The organism is Burkholderia sp. Bp9099, from assembly GCF_003857805.1.
Lineage (GTDB): Bacteria > Pseudomonadota > Gammaproteobacteria > Burkholderiales > Burkholderiaceae > Burkholderia.
Map to the genome: position 1 here is coordinate 67,677 of NZ_QTPU01000025.1, position 19,561 is coordinate 87,237.

General features: G+C 68.8%; 21 protein-coding genes. 11 read left to right on the forward strand and 10 right to left on the reverse strand.

Annotated features, from left to right (window positions below):
• Positions 1–52: 52 nt before the first annotated feature.
• On the reverse strand, positions 53–1,441 hold the full coding sequence (locus DIE17_RS26945; protein WP_124921391.1) for a nucleobase:cation symporter-2 family protein: 1,389 nt from the start codon (positions 1,439–1,441) through the stop codon (positions 53–55).
• Between the two features lie 161 nt (positions 1,442–1,602).
• On the opposite strand from DIE17_RS26945, the gene DIE17_RS26955 reads away from it, so the two are divergent.
• The 3 genes from DIE17_RS26955 (at position 1,603) to DIE17_RS26965 (ending at position 3,668) form a co-directional block, all read left to right on the forward strand.
• Entirely contained in the window at positions 1,603–1,962 is a 360-nt protein-coding gene (locus tag DIE17_RS26955; RefSeq protein ID WP_409410398.1) for an SDR family oxidoreductase, read from the forward strand.
• Positions 1,963–2,178: 216 nt separating this feature from the next.
• Positions 2,179–2,514 carry a putative quinol monooxygenase gene (locus DIE17_RS26960; protein WP_124488383.1) on the forward strand — a complete coding sequence of 112 codons (336 nt, stop codon included), beginning with the start codon at positions 2,179–2,181 and terminating at the stop codon, positions 2,512–2,514.
• Positions 2,511–3,668 carry an iron-containing alcohol dehydrogenase gene (locus DIE17_RS26965; protein ID WP_124921392.1) on the forward strand — a complete coding sequence of 386 codons (1,158 nt, stop codon included), beginning with the start codon at positions 2,511–2,513 and terminating at the stop codon, positions 3,666–3,668. The genes DIE17_RS26960 and DIE17_RS26965 overlap by 4 nt, the downstream gene beginning before the upstream one ends.
• A gap of 164 nt (positions 3,669–3,832) precedes the next feature.
• Here the strand turns inward: DIE17_RS26965 and DIE17_RS26970 are convergent, their stop codons facing one another.
• Entirely contained in the window at positions 3,833–4,741 is a 909-nt protein-coding gene (locus DIE17_RS26970) for a LysR family transcriptional regulator (protein WP_124921393.1), read from the reverse strand.
• A 184-nt stretch (positions 4,742–4,925) separates the two neighbouring features.
• Here DIE17_RS26970 and DIE17_RS26975 point away from each other — a divergent pair, with 184 nt between their 5' ends.
• Entirely contained in the window at positions 4,926–5,510 is a 585-nt protein-coding gene (locus tag DIE17_RS26975; RefSeq protein ID WP_124921394.1) for a putative glycolipid-binding domain-containing protein, read from the forward strand.
• A 20-nt stretch (positions 5,511–5,530) separates the two neighbouring features.
• On the opposite strand, the gene DIE17_RS26980 is transcribed toward DIE17_RS26975, so the two are convergent.
• Together DIE17_RS26980 and DIE17_RS26985 are read right to left on the reverse strand one after the other, a co-directional pair.
• On the reverse strand, positions 5,531–6,523 hold the full coding sequence (locus DIE17_RS26980) for a sulfonate ABC transporter substrate-binding protein (RefSeq protein ID WP_124488387.1): 993 nt from the start codon (positions 6,521–6,523) through the stop codon (positions 5,531–5,533).
• A 207-nt stretch (positions 6,524–6,730) separates the two neighbouring features.
• The gene (locus DIE17_RS26985) at positions 6,731–7,138 is read right to left on the reverse strand and encodes a DUF427 domain-containing protein (RefSeq protein WP_124488388.1); all 408 of its coding nucleotides are present in this window, start codon (positions 7,136–7,138) and stop codon (positions 6,731–6,733) included.
• A 360-nt stretch (positions 7,139–7,498) separates the two neighbouring features.
• Here DIE17_RS26985 and DIE17_RS26990 point away from each other — a divergent pair, with 360 nt between their 5' ends.
• Positions 7,499–9,160, forward strand: coding sequence for an ABC transporter substrate-binding protein (locus tag DIE17_RS26990; RefSeq protein ID WP_124521170.1), 1,662 nt, complete (start codon positions 7,499–7,501; stop codon positions 9,158–9,160).
• 42 nt (positions 9,161–9,202) lie between these two features.
• Here DIE17_RS26990 and DIE17_RS26995 read toward each other — a convergent pair whose 3' ends face one another.
• The 6 genes from DIE17_RS26995 to DIE17_RS27020 form a co-directional block, all read right to left on the reverse strand.
• Positions 9,203–10,150: a TauD/TfdA family dioxygenase gene (locus DIE17_RS26995; RefSeq protein WP_124521168.1), complete on the reverse strand. Its 948-nt coding sequence runs from the start codon at positions 10,148–10,150 to the stop codon at positions 9,203–9,205.
• Positions 10,151–10,319: 169 nt separating this feature from the next.
• Entirely contained in the window at positions 10,320–11,276 is a 957-nt protein-coding gene (locus tag DIE17_RS27000) for a TauD/TfdA family dioxygenase (RefSeq protein WP_044843861.1), read from the reverse strand.
• A 162-nt stretch (positions 11,277–11,438) separates the two neighbouring features.
• Entirely contained in the window at positions 11,439–12,290 is an 852-nt protein-coding gene (locus DIE17_RS27005; protein ID WP_124488391.1) for an ABC transporter ATP-binding protein, read from the reverse strand.
• Between the two features lie 35 nt (positions 12,291–12,325).
• Positions 12,326–13,150 carry an ABC transporter permease gene (locus DIE17_RS27010; RefSeq protein ID WP_124521166.1) on the reverse strand — a complete coding sequence of 275 codons (825 nt, stop codon included), beginning with the start codon at positions 13,148–13,150 and terminating at the stop codon, positions 12,326–12,328.
• A 24-nt stretch (positions 13,151–13,174) separates the two neighbouring features.
• Entirely contained in the window at positions 13,175–14,014 is an 840-nt protein-coding gene (locus tag DIE17_RS27015) for an ABC transporter permease (RefSeq protein WP_124521164.1), read from the reverse strand.
• A gap of 15 nt (positions 14,015–14,029) precedes the next feature.
• Complete coding sequence (locus DIE17_RS27020; protein WP_124488394.1) at positions 14,030–15,112, reverse strand: ABC transporter substrate-binding protein; 1,083 nt, start codon at positions 15,110–15,112, stop codon at positions 14,030–14,032.
• 116 nt (positions 15,113–15,228) lie between these two features.
• On the opposite strand from DIE17_RS27020, the gene DIE17_RS27025 reads away from it, so the two are divergent.
• The 6 genes from DIE17_RS27025 (at position 15,229) to DIE17_RS27050 (ending at position 19,554) form a co-directional block, all read left to right on the forward strand.
• Positions 15,229–15,570 (forward strand): hypothetical protein, encoded by a 342-nt coding sequence (locus tag DIE17_RS27025; protein ID WP_124521162.1) that lies wholly within the window; start codon positions 15,229–15,231, stop codon positions 15,568–15,570.
• Between the two features lie 351 nt (positions 15,571–15,921).
• Positions 15,922–16,104, forward strand: coding sequence for a Flp family type IVb pilin (locus tag DIE17_RS27030; protein ID WP_044843866.1), 183 nt, complete (start codon positions 15,922–15,924; stop codon positions 16,102–16,104).
• 88 nt (positions 16,105–16,192) lie between these two features.
• On the forward strand, positions 16,193–16,672 hold the full coding sequence (locus DIE17_RS27035) for a prepilin peptidase (RefSeq protein ID WP_124521160.1): 480 nt from the start codon (positions 16,193–16,195) through the stop codon (positions 16,670–16,672).
• Positions 16,673–16,691: 19 nt separating this feature from the next.
• A complete protein-coding gene (gene cpaB, locus DIE17_RS27040; RefSeq protein WP_124521158.1) occupies positions 16,692–17,723 on the forward strand; it encodes a Flp pilus assembly protein CpaB in 1,032 nt (343 codons plus the stop codon).
• 53 nt (positions 17,724–17,776) lie between these two features.
• Positions 17,777–19,156, forward strand: a complete 1,380-nt coding sequence (locus tag DIE17_RS27045; protein ID WP_124521156.1) for a type II and III secretion system protein family protein — start codon at positions 17,777–17,779, stop codon at positions 19,154–19,156.
• A gap of 14 nt (positions 19,157–19,170) precedes the next feature.
• Positions 19,171–19,554, forward strand: a complete 384-nt coding sequence (locus DIE17_RS27050) for a CpaD family pilus assembly lipoprotein (protein ID WP_044843870.1) — start codon at positions 19,171–19,173, stop codon at positions 19,552–19,554.
• Positions 19,555–19,561 lie beyond the last annotated feature (7 nt).

Consider the following 19,561-nt stretch of genomic DNA (forward strand, 5'->3'; position numbering starts at 1 on the left):
CGAGCGTGACGCGACCCGTCGGCCGGGCCGCGTCGTCATGGAGTCCGTAGCGTTACTTCTGTTCCGGCAAGAACCAGTTCATCACGAGCGCGCAGATGCCGCCCGTCGCGACACCCGACTCCAGCACGTTCTTCAGTGCATGCGGCAGGCTGTTCAGAATGTCCGGCACTTGCGACACGCCGAGGCCGAGCGCGAGCGACACCGCGATGATCAGCAGCGCGCGGCGATCGAGCTGGACGCCGGACAGGATGTTGATGCCCGATGCGGCCACCGCGCCGAACATCACCATTGCCGCACCGCCGAGCACGGGCTCCGGCACGGCCTGCAGCGCGCCCGCGACGACCGGGAACAGGCCGAGCACCACGAGCATGCCCGCGATCCAGATGCCGACGTAGCGGCTCGCGACGCCGGTGATCTGGATCACGCCGTTGTTCTGCGCGAACACGGAGCTCGGGAACGTGTTGAAGACGCCGGCCAGCAGCGAGTTCGCGCCGTTCACGAGCACGCCGCCCTTGATCCGCCGCATCCACACCGGCCCTTCGACCGGCTCCTTCGAGATCTTGCTGGTGGCGGTGACGTCGCCGATCGCTTCGAGCGACGTGACGAGGTAGATGATCAGCATCGGCACGAACAGCGACCATGAAAAGCCGATGCCGAAATGCAGCGGCGTCGGGACCTGGAACAGCGCGGCCTGGTGCACGCCGGTGAAGTCGAGGCGGCCGAGCACGGCGGCCGCGGCATAGCCGATCACGAGCGCGATCACGAGTGCGGTGCTGCGCACCCACACGATCGGCACGCGGTTCAGCAGGATGATGGTGCCGAGCACGAGGCACGACAGCGTCAGGTTCTGGGCGCTCGCGAACGTGCCGTTGGCCATCGCGCCGTAGCCGCCGCCCATGCTGATGAGGCCGACCTTGATCAGCGTGAGGCCGATCAGCAGCACGACGATGCCGGTGACGAGCGGCGTGATCAGGCGCTTCACGAACGGCAGGATGCGCGACACGCCCATCTCGACGAACGAACCGGCGATCACGACGCCGAAGATCGCGGCCATCACGGTCTCGACCGGCGTGCCTTGCTTGACCATCACGCTGCCGCCGGCGATCAGCGGGCCGACGAAGTTGAAGCTGGTGCCCTGCACGATCAGGAGGCCGGCGCCGAGCGGGCCGAAGCGTTTGCACTGCACGAAGGTCGCGATGCCGGAAATCACCAGCGACATCGACACGATAAGGGTCGTATCCCGACTCGATACGCCGAGCGCCTGGCAGATCAGCAGGCCGGGCGTGACGATCGGCACGATGATCGCCAGCAGGTGCTGCAGCGCGGCGACGAAGGCGACCATCGGCGCGGGCCGGTCGTTGGGACCGTAGACGAGGTCGTGCGACAGGTCTGCATCGTCGGCGCCGTGGGCGGCGGATCGGGCGGGGGAAGCGGGTTGCATGGCGAGCGGGCCGGACAAGGTGGAAAGTGCGGCATTTTAGCCGAAGGGCCCACCGGCGCCGCCCGGGGGCGATGCAATAGCCGGAATTCGGAATTCTGCTCGCCGCGCTGCAGGAGCGTATCGCCGGGCCGGTCCATGCGATCCGCGCCGCGTTGCCGCTGATGCCCGCGACCGGCTCGATCGTGCTCACCGGCGGACAGCTGGCGGACCGTCCGTCCGGGCAAGGCACGTCGGTCATCGAGGCCGCCGTGCGCGGCGTCGAAGCACTGGCGCAGTCGCTTGCGCTGGAGTTCAAGCCGATTCGCGTGAACGTCGTCGCGCCCGGTTTCGTCGACACGCCGCTGTACGACGCATTCGGCCCGCAAGCGCGCGACGCGATGCTCGGCCAAGCGGCGTCGACGCTGCCCGGCGGACGCGTCGGTCGCGCCGACGAAGTCGGCGGAGCGATCGCGTTCCTGCTGGGCAACGGCTTCATGAATGCCGAAATCCTGCATGTCGACGGGGGCGGCCGGCTGGTGTGACGCGCGGGCATTCGACGGCCCTGCCGTGAACCCTTCGCGCGAAGCGTGCCGTCGCATGCATGACGCGTGCGCGGCGCAAGCGGCACCGATTCAATACAATGCGACGACGAGGCGTCGGCACCGTGTCGGGCCGCCGACTGCCGCCTTCGACGAGCGACCGCGCATGGTCGAATGACGGCCCGTCATGACGGGCCGCTGGCGAATACGGAGCGCAGCATGAACGAACCTTACCTGCAGGTCATCGCCCATTTCTTCGCGAAACCCGGCAACGGCGACCGCGTGATCGAATTGCTCGCGGAACTCGCGCCGGCCACGCGGGCCGAGCCGAAGAACCTCGACTATGCGTACTTCCGCTCGCCGGTCGATCCCGACCACATCGTGATCCTCGAGCGTTACCGCGATGCCGACGGCCTCGACGTGCATCGGGAAACGCCGCATTTCCAGCGGCTCGGTGTCGGCGCGATCATTCCGTTGCTCGATCGCCGCGACGTGACGCAGTACATGGTGCAGCCGGACACCGGCACGGCGACGCCACCGGGAGGCACCCGATGAACCCGTTTCAATTCCGTACCGTGCCGACGCAGATCGTCGAATTCGGCGCCGCGCGCCGGCTCGGCGCGCTGTTGCGCGAACGCTTTCCGGCGCTCGCGCGGCTGTGCGTCGTCACCGACGCGTTCCTGCATCGCAGCGGCGTGCTCGCGCCCGCGCTGGAGAGCCTCGCCGCGCACGGCTGGCAGGTTACCGTGATCGACGACGTGATCGCCGATCCGCCCGAGCACGTCGTGCTCGAGGCGACCGGGCGGGCGGTGGCGGCCGATGCGGAGATCGTGCTCGGCCTCGGCGGCGGTTCGTCGATGGACGTCGCGAAGCTGATCGCGGTGCTCGCGCCGGGGCGGCAGGCGCTGGCCGACATGTACGGCGTCGACAAGGTTGCCACGTCCCGGCTGCCGCTCGTGCAGATGCCGACCACGGCCGGCACCGGCTCCGAAGTGACGGCCGTGTCGATCGTCACGGTCGGCGAGGCGCACAAGATGGGCGTCGTGTCGCCGCAGCTGTTCGCGGACGTCGCGATTCTCGACGCCGAGCTGACGCTCGGGCTGCCGCGCGCGGCAACCGCCGCGACGGGCATCGACGCGATGGTGCACGCGATCGAGGCCTATACGTCGTCGCGGCTGAAGAATCCGGTGTCCGACATGCTGGCCGTGCACGCATTGACGCTGCTGTCGCGCAACCTGCTGAAGGCCTGCGACGACGGCAACGATCGCCGCGCGCGCGAAGCGATGCTGGTCGGCGCGATGTTCGCCGGCCAGGCATTCGCGAACGCGCCGGTCGCGGCCGTGCATGCGCTGGCCTATCCGGTCGGCGGCATGTTCCACGTGCCGCACGGGCTGTCGAACGCGCTCGTGCTGCCGCACGTGCTGCGCTTCAATGCGCAGGCTGCCGCGCCGCTGTATGCGGAACTCGCGGCGATCGTCGCACCGTCGGCCGCGGGGAGCGACGACGCGAGGACGCAGGCGCTGATCGACGAGATCGATCGCCTGATCGTCGCGACGGGCATTCCGCGCACGCTGCGCGAGGTCGGCATCGGCGAGGGCGACCTGCCGTGGATGGCGTCGGACGCGATGCTGCAGACGCGCCTGCTCGTGAACAATCCGCGCGAGGTGACGGAAGCCGACGCGCTGGCGATCTATCGGCAGGCGTGGTGATGCGGCGCGCGTGACTGCGTGGCGGCTGCACGGGCAACGACGCGACGGCGCCGGCAAACGCGTGGCCGCATGGAATCGAATCGGATCGAATCGACGGACGGGTTTCGAGGCGAGGCTTCAGTTATCCGGAAAGCAGACGGTACCGCTCGGGCGGGTGTGCGCGCTCAGGGTTTGCTGCTGTCCAAAAGCGCCGGAATCTCCTTCTTCAGCAGATCGACGACGACCCGCACGCGCGGCGGCAGCGGCCGTTGCGCCTGGACCAGCGCGTTGAGCACGAATGCGGGGATCGTGTATTGCGGCAGGATCTCGACGAGCCTGCCGTGCGCGAGCGCATGGGCGCAGGCCGGCGCCTGCACGACGCCGATGCCGCCGCCGGCCAGGATCGTGTCGAACATCGGGCGCCAGTGGCTCGTCGTCATCACCGTCTGGATCCGCGCGTATTCGAGCGTCTTGTCTTCACTCCGCAGCGGCAACTGCTCGTTCGCGAAGATGCCCTTGACGCGGATGAACGGGTGGTTCGCCAGATCGGCCTTCGTGTCGATCGGGCCGTGGCGGTCGAGATAGGCGGGCGCGGCCACGAGCACGCGGTCGACCTGGCCGAGCGGATGCGCGACGAATCCGCCGTCGTCGAGCTGGCCGAGGCGGATCGAGATGTCGACGCCTTCCGTGACCGGATCGACGATGTTGTCGTTCAGCACCAGGTCGATGTGCAGTTGCGGATACGCGGTGCGGATATGCATCAGCGCCTGCGGAATCACGACCTCGCCGAAGCATTGCGGCGCGGCGAGCCGGATCGTGCCGCCGAGCGTGTTTTCCGTTTTCGATACCGCTGCGATCGACGCTTCGGCCGCTTCGAGCAGCGCCTTGCTGTGTTCGTAGAAAATGCGGCCTTCGTCGGTGCACGTGAGCGTACGCGCACTGCGCATCAGCAGACGTGTGCCGAGACGTTTTTCGAGCTTTTCGATGCGCTCGCTGACGGCCGGTTGGCCCATGTCCAGATCCCGGGCCGCGCCCGACATCGTGCCGCGCTCGACGACCCTGACGTAGATGCGCATCGTCGCCAGCAAATCCATGAAATCACACCCCTTGTCCGGTTCGGGTGATACCGAGCGGTGATGGTACCAAAGCAGGATCGGTACCGAAGGTGCGCGACGAGCCGATACTCGGTATCGGTACGAAGGCACGCGCCAGACAAAGGCCGTGAGATCATCGACGCCGTGAGCGAAAATCCGGCTCATGCGATCGACGGGAGCCGACATGACACAACGGGACGAAGCGGCGCGCACGCGCTGCGTCGCATGGCAGATCGCGCAGACCTGGCAGGCGGCCGAATGGTGCCGGCTCGCCGAGACGCGTGCGGGCATCGACCTGTCGGGAGCAGTGGCGGGCGCGCTCGACGGCACGCCGTTTCGCGTCGACTATGCGATCGTATGCGGCGCCGACTGGCTGACGCGCTCGGTGCGCGTGACATACTGGCTCGGCGCAGCGCCGCCCCGGCAACTCGCGATCGAATGCGACGCGGGGCACTGGACGATCGACGGCGGCGCAGCGCCGGCCCTCGCGGGCGCGACCGACATCGATCTCGGCTTCAGTCCGTCGACCAATACGCTGCCGATCCGGCGTCTCGGGCTGGCGGTCGGCGCATCGGCCGTCATTCGTACCGCGTGGCTGCGTTTTCCGTCGTTCGAGATCGTGCGCGGCGAGCAGCGCTATGCGCGCACGGCGGAGCACGTGTACCGCTACGAGAGCGGCGCGTATGCGGCCGATATCGCGGTCGACGACGCGGGTCTCGTCACCGATTACGACGAATGGCGGCGGATCGGCGCGACGCGTTCGCCGTAACGCGTCGCGGCAGCGGTGCGTCAGCGCGCGTTGGCGACCGTCACCTTGCCGGGAATCAGCTTCAGCGTGCTGAACGCGTCGGCGATGCCCTGCTGGTACGCCAGCGTCGCATCGGTGACGGGCTGCACGCCGTAGCCGGCACGCTTGAGCGCGACTTCGAGCGTCGGCGCATCGAGGCCGACGAGCGGCGACAGTTGCGCGGCGACTTCCGGCACATGGTCGCGCCCCCAGCGATCGACCGCGTCGACTTCCTCGAGCAGCGTGCGCAGCACCTGCGGCTGCGCGGCCGCATACTTGCGCGCGGCGAGGTAGTACTGCGTGTTGCGCACGAGCCCGTCGCCGTCCGCGATCACGCGTGCGCCGAGCTGCCGTTCGGCCGCGGCCAGGTACGGATCCCAGATCACCCACGCGTCGACGTTGCGCTGCACGAACGCGGCGCGCGCGTCGGCGGGCGTCAGGTAGATCGGCTGGATGTCGGCATACGTGAGGCCCGCATGCTCCAGCGCCTTCACGAGCAGGTAGTGGACGTTCGAACCCTTGTTGAACGCGACCTTCTTGCCGCGCAGCTGCGCGACGGTGCGGATCGGCGAATCGGGCAGCACGACGATCGCCTCGCCGTGCGGCGCGGGCGGTTCGTTGCCGATATAGACGAAATCGACGCCCGCGGCCTGCGCGAAGATCGGCGGCGTTTCGCCGACCGTGCCGACGTCGATCGCGCCGGCGTTCAGCCCCTCGAGCAATTGCGGACCGGCCGGGAATTCGAGCCACTGGACCGCCACGCCCTGGCTTGCGAGCCGCTTCTCGAGCGTGCCGCGCGCCTTGAGTATGACGAAGTTGCCGTATTTCTGGAAACCGATGCGCAGCCGCTTGTCGCTGCCCTGAGCCAGTGCAGGCATGCCCGCGAGCGGGCCGAGCGCGAGCCCGGCCAGTCCGGCGGCCGCGCCGTGCAGCCACTGGCGGCGGCGCGGGTTTGCCGGGGTCGTTTCAAGATCTGCGTGCGGTAGGTCGTTCATCGAGGCGTCCTGCTGGCGGGTTCACGGGTCGCGCGGGCTGTCGGCGCGACCGGCACGGGACGCAGCCGGATGCGGTCGATGCGCGCGGCCGGCCGCGCCCGCGCCGGATGGACGACGATACGGCCGCGCGGGCTGGCGGCCAACCAACGAATCCGCATATGCAAATCAGCGGGCGGACAATACGTGAACGCCGGCGCGGCGCCGCGCTCAATCGGTGCCGAGCGGGCTTTCCTCGATCGCGTCGACGCGATCCGGATAGAACGCGAGGTGCGCGCGGATCGATTCGACGGCCGGGTTCGGATGCTCGTACGTCCACACCGCGTTGGTCGAGCGTGCGCCGCCGGCGGGAATCGAGTAGTACGCGCAATCGCCCTTGTACGGGCAGTACGTCGCATGGTCGGTGCGTTGCAGCAGCGCCATGTCGGCATCCTCGCGCGGAACGTACAGCACGGCCGGATAGCTGGCTTCGCGCAGCGCGAGCGCACGGCGCGTATCGGCGACGATCTTGCCGGCCACCTTGACCACGACGCGCGACGGGTGCGGTTCGATCGTGATCGGATGATCGGGGCCCGGCGACTTCACGGGACGAGAGGGCGTAGCGGGGTTGAGCGACATCGTGGGTCCTCCAGGAAGGGGCGGCGCGCCGGCAGGCACGCCGCGCCGGAACGCGTGCGCCGGGCGTATCCCCGCGCACCGCTGCCGGCGTTGACCAACCGATACGATGCGCCCATTCCGGAGAACCTGCAGGGGGCCGGAAGGATGGACCGCGAACGGCGTCGATGCGCGACGCGGGGCGGGCCGCTGCAGCGGCATTCGCACGCATGTCCACGGTGCTCGCGCGGACGTTTCCATGCGGTGGCAGCGGGATGCATCCGCGGCGATAAGCAACGCGGAATTAATTGGTAAGCGATCGGCGGGCGGCGCGCGAAGATCGGCGGTCGTCATTCGCATGACAGTCCTTCCCTGACCGCCACCATGAAGATTCCATTCGTTTCATCGGCCGCGCATCGTGCGCGGCACACCTCCGTTGCCGTTGCAGTGCTGCGCGGCGTGGCCGCATCGCTGCTGCTCGCCGGCACGGTCACGCACGCGTTCGCGGCGCCGGCCGGCAAGACGCTCGTGTACTGCACCGAAGGCAGCCCGGCCGGCTTCGATCCGGGCCAGCACACGACCAGCACCGATTTCGACGCGAGCACGTACACGGTCTACAACGGGCTCGTGCAGTTCAAGCGCGGCACGCTCGATCTCGTGCCGTCGCTCGCAACGAGCTGGGACGTGTCGCCCGACCAGCGCGTCTACACGTTCCACCTGCGGCGCGGCGTGAAGTTCCAGACGACCGCGTGGTTCACGCCGACGCGTCCGTTCCAGGCGGACGACGTCGTGTTCACGTTCCGCCGGATGCTCGATCCCGACGATCCGTTCCGCAAGGCCTACCCGGTCAGTTTCCCGTACTTCAGCGATCTCGGGTTCGACCGCAACATCGAGCGCATCGAAAAGCTGGACGACGATACGGTGCGCTTCGTGCTGAAGCAGCCCGACGTCGTGTTCGTGCGCAATCTCGCGATGGCGTTCGCGTCGATCCTGTCGGCCGAATATGCGTCGCAGTTGACGGCGCGCCATCGCGAAGCCGACATCAACCAGCTCCCGGTCGGCACGGGGCCGTTCCAGCTGCGCGCGTACCAGAAGGACGCCGTGATCCGCTACGACGCGAATCCCGACTACTGGAAGCCGGACGACGTGAAGCTCGCGCATCTCGTGTTCGCGATCACGCCCGATCCGGCCGCGCGCCTGCAGAAGCTCACGGCCGGCGAGTGCCAGGTGTCGGTGTTCCCGCGGCCGGCCGATCTCGAAACGGTGCGGCGGGATCCGAAGCTGACGCTGTTTTCGGGGACGGGCTTCAACGTCGGCTTCGTCGCGTACAACACGCAGCATCCGCCGCTCGATCGCGTCGACGTGCGGCGCGCGCTCGACATCGCGATCGACAAGACGGCGATCATCAAGACCGTGTTCAACGGCGATGCGACGATCGCGACGAACCCGATGCCGCCCGCGCAATGGTCGTACAACCCGCGCCTGAAGGATGCGCCGCGCGATCCTGCCGCCGCGAAGGCGCTGCTCGCGCAGGCGGGATTCCCGAACGGCTTCGACCTGACGCTGTGGGCGATGCCGGTGCAGCGCCCGTACAACCCGAACGCGCAGCTGATGGCGCAACTGATCCAGCAGGACTGGGCGAAGATCGGCGTGCGCGCGAAGATCGTCAGCTACGAGTGGGGCGAATACAACCGCCGCGCGAAACGCGACGGGCAGCACGACGCGATCCTGTATGGCTGGTCGGGCGACAACGGCGACCCCGACAACTGGCTCGGCACGCTGCTCGGCTGCGAGGCGGTGCACGGCAGCAATCTCGCGAAATGGTGCAACGCGGATTTCGAGCGGCTCGTCAGCGCGGCGCGCACGAACTCGGACGTCGCGAAACGCACGTCGCTCTACGAGCAGGCACAGGTCGTCTTCAAGGATCAGGTGCCGTTCACGCCGATCGCGACGTCGATCGTGTCGCTGCCGATCTCGAAGCGCGTGCACGGGCTGACGTTCTCGCCGCTCGGCGGGCACCGGTTCGACGGCGTGTGGCTGGATTGAGGCAGGAAGCCGGCGCGGGTGCGCCGGCTGTCGACACGGCGGTCAGTTCAGCGCGACCGCGGCCGCTGCCTCGACCGGCGAGCCCTCGAGCGCGACGGACGCCCGGCCGTCGGGGCCGACCGGCACGTCGCCGATGAGCGTCGTGCGGTAGAGCTGGCGATCGAAGTCGAGATCGAAGATGTCGACCGGCGCGAGATGCGCGGTCGCGCGGTTGTCCCAGAACGCGATGCTGCGCGGCTCCCACTTGAAGCGGATCGTGAATTCCGGCCGTGTCACGTGTTCCCACAGCAGTTCGAGCAGGGCCTGGCTCTCGCGCGGCGTGAGCCCGACGATCGACTTCAGGAAACTCGGGCTCACGTACAGCGCGCGTTCGCCGGTCTCCGGATGCACGCGCACCAGCGGATGCTCGGTCACGAGCGGGCGGCGCTCGACGGCTTCGTCGAATGCGCCGGTCGCGCGTGCACCGGGCGGCGGCGTGAAGCGATGGATGCCGCGCAAGCCGTCGACGAAGCCGCGCAGCGGTGCGGACAGCGTTTCATAGGCGCGCACGAGGTTGGTCCAGTGCGTGTCACCGCCGTACGGCGGAATCGTCACGCCGCGCAGGATCGACGCCCACGGCGGATTGACGGCGGCCGTCACGTCGGTGTGCCAGCCCGTCCACGGCCGGCGTACCGGCTCGCCTTCGAAGCGCGTCGCCTTGCGATGCTTCGCGATCGAATAGACGGCCGGATGACCGTCGACGTGGCCGAACACCGGGTGGCCGACGGTCGGCTCGCCGAACTGCGCGGAGAACGCGACATGCTGCTCGTGCGTGAGGAACTGCTCGCGGAAGAAGATCACGCGCCATTTCAGCAGTGCGGCGCGAATCGCGGCGATCTGCGGCGTGGTCAGCGGCTGGGTGAGGTCGATGCCGCGGATCTCCGCGCCGATGTGGGCGGACAGCGGGATCACGTCGACCGGCTCGGCGGCGGGTACGGGTAGGGCGCTCATGCGACGCTCCTGGCGGAAGTGAACGGGGCGGACGGACGGCGACATCGTTGCGCATGCAAGCGTCGGCCCGGTGGCGGGAAGGTCATGGTCGGATCCTCCGGTCGGGAAGGCGGGAATGCAGGGTGGCGCCGGCACGGTGGCGACCGAAGCCGCCACCGTGCGGGGAACGTCATTGCAGCGTCGCGCCGGGCCCCTTCAGCACGACGCTGCGGCGGCCGTCGATGCCGACCGGCACGTCGCCGTGAACGGTCGCGCGACGCACGACGCGGCGTGCATCGCCGTAGTCGTTGATCGCGTAGTGCTGCGTCGCGCGGTTGTCCCAGATCGCGACGTCGCCTTGCTGCCAGTTCCAGCGCACGGTGTTCTCGAGGCGCGTCACGTGTTCGTGCAGCACCTGCAGCAGATGGGCGGAATCCTGCGACGACAGCCCCTTGATTTTCTGCACGAAGTGTCCGAGCACGAGCGTGCGCTCGCCGGTCTCCGGATGCACGCGCACGACCGGATGTTCGGTTTCGTAGACGGTCGACGTGAACACTTCGCGGTAGCGCTTCAGTTGCGTGTCGTCGGCATGCACGTGCGTCGACGCGTAGTCGTACGCGTTCGTGTGCACCGCCCACAGCGTGTCGGCGAGCGCGCGCAGCGACTCGGGAAGATGCGTGTATGCGGCCGCCGTGTTGGCCCACACGGTGTCGCCGCCGAACGGCGGAATCACGACCGCGCGCAGGATCGACACCTTCGGGTACGCGTCGACGAACGTCACGTCGGTGTGCCACGAATTGGCGCGCGCGCCGTGCGCGGAATCGAGTTCGAGCAGGTGCGCGCTGCCGTCGACGGAGGGCACGGTCGGGTGGGCGACCGTCTCGCCGAAGCGGCGCGCGAAGGCTTCCTGCGCGGTGTCGTCGAGATGGCCCTGGTTGCGGAAGAACAGCACCTTGTGGCGCAGCAGCGCGGCCTGGATCGCGTCGAACGTCGCGTCGTCGAGCGTGCCCGACAGCCGGACACCGGCGATTTCGGCGCCGATCCGGCCGGCGACCTGGCGAAGCTGAAGCGGGACGGCGGCCGTGCGCGGCGCGGCGGCGTGCGAAGCATGCGATGACGGGTGAGCGGCGTGCTGGACTTCGGACATCGGGAGTCTCCTGGGTCGGGTCGATCGAGTCTCCATTCAAGCAGGGACCGCGCGGAACCGGAACCGATGAATCGTCACAACCTTAGTGCGCGCCGTGATGATCGATATGTGTCGGCATGCTGAGCGTTTCGGGCACGGCATCGGGCCCGCCGCGTGAGCGCATCACCACGCGAGCCGCCATGCGCCGATCCGGTGCGCATCGAGCGCCTCGTCACGGTTTGCCCGGCTGCCGCTGCCGCCGTTGCCGGGCGGTTCGAGATCGTCGAAATCGGCGAGCACCGCGTCGCGCAGCCGCGCGAATTCCGGCGAGTCGCGCCGGCGCGGGCGCGGCAACGCGACGTCGAGGATGCGCTCGATGCGTCCCGGACGCGGCGCCATCGTGACGACGCGATCGCCGAGATACACGGCTTCGTCGACGTCGTGCGTGACCAGCACCATCGTGATGCGTTCCTGTTCCCAGATGCGCAGCAGTTCGTTCTGCATCCGCGCGCGCGTCTGTGCATCGAGTGCGCCGAACGGTTCGTCGAGCAGCAGCACGCGCGGGCGATTCACGAGGCCGCGCGCGATCGCGACGCGTTGCGCCATGCCGCCCGACAGCTGGTTCGGGTACGCATGCTCGAAGCCGTTCAGCCCGACGAGCGCGATGTGCTCGGCTACCGCGCGCCGCCTGGCCGGCGCGTCGAGCGGCGCATTACGCAGTGCGGCCTCGATGTTCTGCGCAACCGTCAGCCACGGGAACAGCCGGTGATCCTGGAACACGATCCCGCGCTGCAGCGACGTGTCGCGCACCGTTTCGTCGCCGGCGCGGATTTCGCCCGCGTAGTCGGTATCGAGCCCGGCGATCAGGCGCAGCAAAGTCGACTTGCCGCAGCCGCTCGCGCCGACGATCGTGACGAACTCGCCGGCACGCACGTGCAGCGACACGTCGTCGAGCACGGCGAGCGATGCGCCGCGTTGCGCATAGCGTTTGCTCACGTGGAGGATATCGAGCGAATCGGAAGCGAGAGTCGTCATGGCGGAAAGGGAAGCAACGGGAAGGAAGAGGGCGATCAGCGGCGCAGCTCGCCGCGCCGGGCCAGCACCTTGCGCTCGATCGCACGCGCGACCGCGTTCAGCGCCCAGCCGGTCACGCCGACGACGATGATCCCGAACAGCACGAGATCCATCCGGAACTGCTCGCTGCCGTCGATCAGCGTGTTGCCGATCCCGGCGCCCGCGACGAGCAGGTACTCGGCGCCGAGCGTCGCGAGCCACGAGTAGATGAGGCCGAGATACAGCCCGGTGAAGATCGACGGCAGCGCGGCGGGCAGGATCACGTGGCGCACGAGCTGAAGCCGCGAATAACGCAGCGCGCGGGCCACGTCGACGTACGTGCGCGGTACCGCATGAATGCCGTCGCACGTATGCGCGGCGACCGGCAGCAGCGCGGCGAGCGACAGGAACACGACCTTGGCGACGTCGCCGAGGCCGAACCAGACGGAAATCAGCGGAATCCACGCGAACAGCGAGATCTGCTTGAACGTGTCGAAGCTCGGGCCGACCATGCGCGCGGCGACGCGCGACAGCCCGAGCGCGGTGCCGAGCAGCAGGCCGCCGGTCGCGCCGATCGCGAAGCCGCACGCTTCGCGCGCGAGCGATGCCGACAATGCACGTGCCAGCGCGCCGCTGGTCGTCTGGGTCCACGCTGTGTGCAGCACGTCGGCCGGGCCGACCAGCAGCCCGCTTTTGACGAGGTGCGCGGACGACACGGCCCACCAGAGCGCGAGCGTGGCGAGCGGCAGGACGAAACCGCGCCAGTCGGGCACGGGAAAGCGACGGGCGATCCTGACGGCGGGCGATGGGGCGTCCGATGCGGACGTGGCGTCAAGCGGCATAGGAGGAGAATCCTTGAATCGGGTTCAACCGCGGAATGCGGACGGCACGCCGCGGCGCAGCCGTGCTTCGAGCGCGTCGAGCAGCCGATTGATCGTGAGGCCGACCGCGCCGACCACGATCACCGCCGCCATCACGAGATCGAGCTGGAACAGCTGGCGCCCGTACACGATCAGGTAGCCGAGCCCTTCCGACGACGCGACGAGTTCGACGACGACGAGCGCGAGCCACGATTTCGTGAATGCGAGCCGCACGCCGGTCGCGAGCGTCGGAATCGCGGCCGGCAGCACGACGTGGACGATGCGCTGGCGGCGCGTATAGCCGAACACGCGCGCGGCTTCATCGAGCGCGGGCGGCGCGTGGCGGAACCCCTGCAGCGTGCTCATCGTCACGGGGACGAGCGCCGCATGCGCGATCAGCAGGTACTTCAGCGGCTCGCCGACGCCGACGAGCAGCAGCAGGAACGGCAGCCAGCCGAGCACGGGAATCTGCACGAGCGCATTGAAGCCGGGCAGCACGTAGGCTTCGAGCGTGCGCGACAGGCCGAGCGCCGCGCCGGTCGCGAAACCGAGCAGCGTGCCGGCCGCGAAGCCGACCAGCACGCGCTGCAGGCTGATCAGCGTGTGGCGCGCGAGATCGCCGCTGGCCGCGAGCTCGGCGAGCGAGTCGGCGACGTGTGCGGGCGGCGGCAGGATCTGCGGTGCGATCCAGCCGCGCGCGCTACCGATGGTCCACAACACGAACAGCAGCGCGGGCAGCGCCCACGGCGCGAGCAGCCACGCCACGCGCTTCGCGGCCGCCGCGCGGGACGGCGCGGCGCGCGCGTGCGGGTCGGACGACGGAATCGGGATCGCGGTGTCGCTCATCGGGGCGGGTCCGGGTTAGGAGAGGGGCTTGCCGGCCGCGTCGTAGCGCGGCCAGTAGTGCTCGAGGTGCTGCGCGCGCAACGCGTTGTCGAGGTACTTCGGCTCGAACCAGCCGTCGACGTCGACCGGCTGGCGGATCAGTTTCAGCTTCAGCGCGTCCTGGGCGACGGCCTTGTAGCGCGCGACGAGGAACGGATCGATCAGCGGCGACAGGCGGTCCTTCAGGCGCTGGTTCGCGTAGTCGGCCTGCCACGACGCATACGGCACGCCGCTTTTTTCCCACAGCCTGAACAGCGCATCGCGGTTCGCTTCGTCGGACGACCATTGCGCACCCTTGACCAGCGCGTTGACGACGCGTTGCACGATGTCCGGATGCGCGTGCTCGAAGTCGTCGAGCACGAGCAGGTGGGTCTGCCGCGTGTATTGCGGGCCGTCGTTCTGCGATTCGTAGATGATTTTCGCGAGGCCCGCGTCGCGCAGTTTGTACAACTGATAGTCGCCCACCGACGCGTCGATGCCCTTCGACGCGAGCGCGGCGAGCGAACTCGCGGAGTCGAGGTTGATCACGCGCAGGTCGCGTTCGCCGAGGCCGTTCTTCGCGAGCGCGTTGTCGGCGACGAGCTGCAGGTTCGTGCCGCGGAAGATCGACACGCGGCGGTCCTTCAGGTCGGTGATCGAGCGGATACCGGAGTCGGGCGGCACCGCGATCTTGACGCCCGAGCGCACGCTCGCGGCGAGCAGCAGGCGCGTCCTGATGCCGTTCGAGCGCGCGAGCACGGCCGGCAGGTCGCCCTGGTAGGCGAAGTCGAGCGCCTTGTTGGCGATCGCCTCGTTGACGGCCGGGCCCGCGCCCTTGAAGAACAGCCACTGCACCTTGATGCCGTCGGCCGCGAATTCCTTTTCGACGAGTTGCTGCAACTGCGCGGTGGCCGCGCTCGACCCGCCGAAGGTCGGCGGATCGCCGGTGCCCTGCTGCGCGACGCCGATGCGGATCGTGGCGGGCTTGTCGGCGTGCGCGGCGGCAGCGGGCAACGCAACGAGGGACGCGATCAGCAGCGATCGCAGCAGGCGCAGTGGAGACGGGAATCGGTCGATCATGGTGCGTTGGATGGTGAGGACTCGAAATCGGGCCGGCGGGTGTCGAACCATTCTGGAGGACGCCTCGGGCGCGGGACAAGCAACGATTTGAACTATGCTTATCGCCGCGTTTCGGGTTGGCAAATCATGCATGGCGCCGATTGGAAATGGCGAGGCGGGCGAGCGCGGCGTGCGGATCGCGCACGCCGATCGGCGGCGAATCGAGCGTCGGTGACAGCGGCGCCAATCCGGATCGGGCAATGCGATCGGGTGCGCAAAATTTTCCGGATCATGTCGGCGCGCACGAAAAAGATGCCGGGAAACGCACGCGCGGGTCCGTTTCAGGTTCGAACAGGAAAATCACGCGGCATATCGGAAAACTGAATAAAAATCATCGAATTGCAACGGCGTCGGCAACGATGCATCCCGGTATTAACATTCTTACTGCACGCCACGCCGGGCTTGTTGCATCATGCTGAAAAGCGGCAAATAGCATGCGCGAATTTCATCGCTGAAGTGCACCGCCCATAAATACACTCTGACGCTAAATAATTTGAAATCGCCAAAAAAATTGTCTATACCCTAGACGAATCAGTGTGAATTGCATTGTGCCAATGCAGCTATGCAACAAGCGCGCGGAGTAGCGGCGGATTCCATTGCCGACCACCGCGCGTTGCAGCGATCGAATGGATTCCGGGGGATGCGCATGGCCCGACGACAGGGCTGCCGCATGAGTCGTGAATGGGCGAAAACGCCGTGCGTGCCACCGAAGCAGCGCCGCTTCTTTTCACTCAACGGTCGATCACCGACCCCGTCACACGGAGGTTGTCATGCTGCAATACGTCAAGACCTTGCTGCGCGATGAACGCGGCGTCAGCTCGCTCGAGTACGCGGTTCTGGCCGGCATCGTCGTGGTCGCACTGGCGGCGGTCGGGGTGATCCTCAGCAGTACATCCGGCGGCTTGCCGGCCGTGTTCACCGCGCTGATCAACAAGGTCACGGCGCTGATCTGATCTCCTGAACCCGCGCGCCGCCGACGAACACACGGATCCGCAGCGGTACGACGTATCCAGCCGGGGCGCGCCGACGGACGGCTCTCCGATGCTCTTTCTCGTACAGTCGGCGGCGACGCTCGTGCTGGTGTCGCTCGCGACGCAGGATGTGTGCGCGCGGCACCTCTCCAATCGCGCGGTGCTGGCGTTCGCGATGCTGTATTTCGTTGCGGCGGCACTCGCGCGCGAAGGGCTCGCGCACCTCGCCGGTCACGTGGCGACCGCCGCGGCGATGCTGCTGCTGTTCGCCGGCCTGCGTCACGCGGGCTGGATCGCCGGCGGCGACGTGAAGCTCGCGGCGGCGGTATTCCTGTGGGCCGGCCCGGCGCTCGCGTTCCCGGTGTTGACGATCGTCGGTGCGAGCGGCGCCGCGTGCGGCGTCGCCGCGCTCGCGGCCGTCGCATGGCAGCGTCGCGCCGCGCCGGCGCGTACGATCGCGACGCGCGGTGTGCCGTACGGGATCGCGCTCGCGCTCGGCGGGGCGCTGGCCGTCTGGGCGCCGTTCCCTCACGCGGTTTCGCTTGCCTAGACCGGGGACGCACGCCGCCATGCCCAAACCTCTGCGAATGACCGTGCTGATCATCGCTGCCGCGATCGGCGCGTTCATCCTGCGCCAGCTGTATGTCGCCGCGTCGACGCCGCCGGTGCCCGGCGAAGCGGCCGAGGTGCGCGTGCGCGTCGCGGCGGCGGACCTGCCCGAAGGGCTGCTGCTGCGCGACAACGATCTCGCGTGGAAGCGCATGCCGCGCACGCAGGTGCCGGGCGGTGCGTTCGTCGAGTCGCAACCGGGCGCGGACCTGAAAGGCGCGCTGCTGCGCAATCGCGTCGACGCCGGCGCGCCGATCCGTGCGGACAACGTGATTCCGGGCGCCGCGCCGGATTTTCTCGCGGCCGCGCTGCAGCCCGGCATGCGCGCGATCTCGGTGCCGGTCGACGACGTGTCGGGCAACGCGGGGCTGATCCAGCCGGGCGACTTCGTCGACGTGGTGCTCACGCAGGAGATCGGCGGTTCCGCGACGTCGCCCGGCACGTTCGAAGCGGAGACGGTCGTGCGGCGTGCGCGCGTGCTCGCGGTCGGCTCGGAATTCCAGCGTGCGAAGACGCCTGCGAGTGCGCCGGACGTGCCGGCCCGCGCGCGCACGGTCACGCTCGAGGTCGCGCCGCGCACCGCGCAGGTCGTGCTGGTCGCGACGCGCCTCGGCTCGCTGTCGCTGTCGCTGCGCAGCTTCGCGACGAGCGATCGCCGGCAGGCGGCGGGCGGCGACGAAGCGGAGCCCGATACGCCGCCGGTGTGGGCCGGCGACGTGTCGCGCGCGGCGCGCCGTGCGCAGCCGGCGCAGCCGGCGAGAACGGACGCCGACACGCGGCCGGCGCCGCAGGGCAATACGGTCGTGATCTATCGCGGCTCGTCGGTCGACGACGGGTCGCGCGGCACCGGCACAGGCACGCCGGGCTTGCCGCCGCTGCCGTCCGGTTGGATGGGCACGCTGGTTGCACCGGCGGCGCCCGCGGCACCCCCGGGCGGCAATGTCGCCGCGGATGCGACGGCGCAGGTGCCACGGATCGCGGCGCCGCAGTGAGCAGTGACGATTCGGGCCGGCCGCCCGGCGGCCGGCATTTGACGGGAACACGCATGGTGCGCATGGTTCGTTGGATGGCTTTCTGGTGCCTGGCCTGCATCGTCGCGCCGGGCGTCGCACTCGCGCAGCGCGCGAGCGCGGCGGACGCCGGCGCGGCGTTGTCGATCGCGACCGGCAAGGGCGAGATGCTGTCGCTGGCCGAACCCGCGACCGCGATGTTCGTCGCGGACCCGAGCATCGCGGACATCCAGGTGCCGTCGCCGCGCACCGTGTTCGTGTTCGGCAAGAAGGCCGGCACCACCACGCTGATCGCGCTCGGCGCGAACCATCGGCCGATCCTGCGCCGCACGGTGATCGTGCAGGTCGACACCGCGTCGCTGCAGGCGGTGCTCGACAGCCGCTTTCCGCAATTGAAGCTGTCGGTGTCCGGCGCGCCGGGCTCGCTGATGGTGTCGGGCAAGGTGCCGAGCGCGGCCGACGCGGACGCCGTGATGCAGTCGCTCGCGCCTTACGTCAACGACAAGGAAAAGATCGTCAACCGGCTCACGCTGTCGCGCCCGATCCAGGTGAACCTGCGCGTGCGCGTGACCGAGGTGAGCCGCAACGTCACGCAGCAGCTCGGCATCAACTGGAGCTCGCTCGGCTCGGCCGGCAACTTCTTCGGCGGCTTGCTCAGCGGCCGCACGCTGTTCGATCCGACGACCAAGGTGTTCAACCTGTCGCCGACCGGTGCGTATTCGGTGCTCGGCGGCTTCCGCGCGGGGCGCTGGTCGATCGACGTCGTGCTCGACGCGCTCGATCAGGAAGGCCTGATCACGATGCTCGCGGAGCCGAATCTCACCGCGATGTCCGGGCAGACCGCGAGCTTTCTCGCCGGCGGCGAAATTCCGATTCCGGTCGCGCAGGCCGGCAACACCGGCGCGATCACGGTCGAGTTCAAGCCGTTCGGCGTGTCGCTCGACTTCACGCCGACCGTGCTCGCCGACAACCGGATCAGCCTGAAGGTGCGCCCGGAGGTGAGCGAGGTCGATTCGAACAACAGCGTGACGACCGGCAGCGTCAGGGTGCCGGGACTCTCGGTGCGGCGCGTCGAGACGACGGTCGAGCTGTCGAGCGGGCAGAGCTTCGCGATCGGCGGGCTGCTGCAGAGCCAGACGGCGGATACCGTGGCGCAGGTGCCGGGGCTCGGCCGGCTGCCGATCATCGGCCGGCTGTTTTCGTCGAAGAACTTCCAGGACAACAAGACCGAGGTCGTCGTGATCGTGACGCCGTACATCGTGCAGCCGACCGGCCCCGGCCAGCTCGAGCAGGCGCTCGACACCGTCGCGCGGCCGAGCAGCGATCTCGAGTTCGCGATCCAGCGCAATCTCGGGCTCGACCTGCTGACGGGCGATACGCCGCGCCTCGTCGGCGCCGCGGGCTTCGTGTACTGACCGGAGGAGCGCGCATGCGAGTTCGAACCATCGTCGCCGCCTTGCCGCCACTGGTGCTTGCGGGCTGCTTCTCGGCGCCGCCGCCGCTCAACCTGCCCGATGCGCGCGCGATCGGCTTCGACGGCGTGCACGCGGTGCCGCCCGACTGCGCGAAGCTGATGCAGCCGTCGCATCTCGTCGATGCGGGGTTCGGGCGGCCCGGCGTGCCGTTCGGCTGCGCGACCTACACGAATCTCGCGACGATGCTCGCGCGGCCGGAAGACCTGGTCGCGCCCGTGCCGTACGGCGGCGCCGATGCGCAAGTCGCCGCCGACGCGGTGCGCCGCTACGTCGAGGATCGCGTGAAGCAGCCGGCTCCGGACAAGACGCTGACGACGACCGGCTCGCCCGGCCACTGACCCGCTC

Excerpts from the sequence above, each read along its gene's own strand:
- DIE17_RS26945 (WP_124921391.1), bottom strand. The coding sequence starts at position 1,441 with ATGCAACCCGCTTCCCCCGCCCGATCCGCCGCCCACGGCGCCGACGAT.
- DIE17_RS26955 (WP_409410398.1), top strand. The coding sequence starts at position 1,603 with ATGCCCGCGACCGGCTCGATCGTGCTCACCGGCGGACAGCTGGCGGAC.
- DIE17_RS26960 (WP_124488383.1), top strand. The coding sequence starts at position 2,179 with ATGAACGAACCTTACCTGCAGGTCATCGCCCATTTCTTCGCGAAACCC.
- DIE17_RS26965 (WP_124921392.1), top strand. The coding sequence starts at position 2,511 with ATGAACCCGTTTCAATTCCGTACCGTGCCGACGCAGATCGTCGAATTC.
- DIE17_RS26970 (WP_124921393.1), bottom strand. The coding sequence starts at position 4,741 with ATGGATTTGCTGGCGACGATGCGCATCTACGTCAGGGTCGTCGAGCGC.
- DIE17_RS26975 (WP_124921394.1), top strand. The coding sequence starts at position 4,926 with ATGACACAACGGGACGAAGCGGCGCGCACGCGCTGCGTCGCATGGCAG.
- DIE17_RS26980 (WP_124488387.1), bottom strand. The coding sequence starts at position 6,523 with ATGAACGACCTACCGCACGCAGATCTTGAAACGACCCCGGCAAACCCG.
- DIE17_RS26985 (WP_124488388.1), bottom strand. The coding sequence starts at position 7,138 with ATGTCGCTCAACCCCGCTACGCCCTCTCGTCCCGTGAAGTCGCCGGGC.
- DIE17_RS26990 (WP_124521170.1), top strand. The coding sequence starts at position 7,499 with ATGAAGATTCCATTCGTTTCATCGGCCGCGCATCGTGCGCGGCACACC.
- DIE17_RS26995 (WP_124521168.1), bottom strand. The coding sequence starts at position 10,150 with ATGAGCGCCCTACCCGTACCCGCCGCCGAGCCGGTCGACGTGATCCCG.
- DIE17_RS27000 (WP_044843861.1), bottom strand. The coding sequence starts at position 11,276 with ATGTCCGAAGTCCAGCACGCCGCTCACCCGTCATCGCATGCTTCGCAC.
- DIE17_RS27005 (WP_124488391.1), bottom strand. The coding sequence starts at position 12,290 with ATGACGACTCTCGCTTCCGATTCGCTCGATATCCTCCACGTGAGCAAA.
- DIE17_RS27010 (WP_124521166.1), bottom strand. The coding sequence starts at position 13,150 with ATGCCGCTTGACGCCACGTCCGCATCGGACGCCCCATCGCCCGCCGTC.
- DIE17_RS27015 (WP_124521164.1), bottom strand. The coding sequence starts at position 14,014 with ATGAGCGACACCGCGATCCCGATTCCGTCGTCCGACCCGCACGCGCGC.
- DIE17_RS27020 (WP_124488394.1), bottom strand. The coding sequence starts at position 15,112 with ATGATCGACCGATTCCCGTCTCCACTGCGCCTGCTGCGATCGCTGCTG.
- DIE17_RS27030 (WP_044843866.1), top strand. The coding sequence starts at position 15,922 with ATGCTGCAATACGTCAAGACCTTGCTGCGCGATGAACGCGGCGTCAGC.
- DIE17_RS27035 (WP_124521160.1), top strand. The coding sequence starts at position 16,193 with ATGCTCTTTCTCGTACAGTCGGCGGCGACGCTCGTGCTGGTGTCGCTC.
- cpaB (WP_124521158.1), top strand. The coding sequence starts at position 16,692 with ATGCCCAAACCTCTGCGAATGACCGTGCTGATCATCGCTGCCGCGATC.
- DIE17_RS27045 (WP_124521156.1), top strand. The coding sequence starts at position 17,777 with ATGGTGCGCATGGTTCGTTGGATGGCTTTCTGGTGCCTGGCCTGCATC.
- DIE17_RS27050 (WP_044843870.1), top strand. The coding sequence starts at position 19,171 with ATGCGAGTTCGAACCATCGTCGCCGCCTTGCCGCCACTGGTGCTTGCG.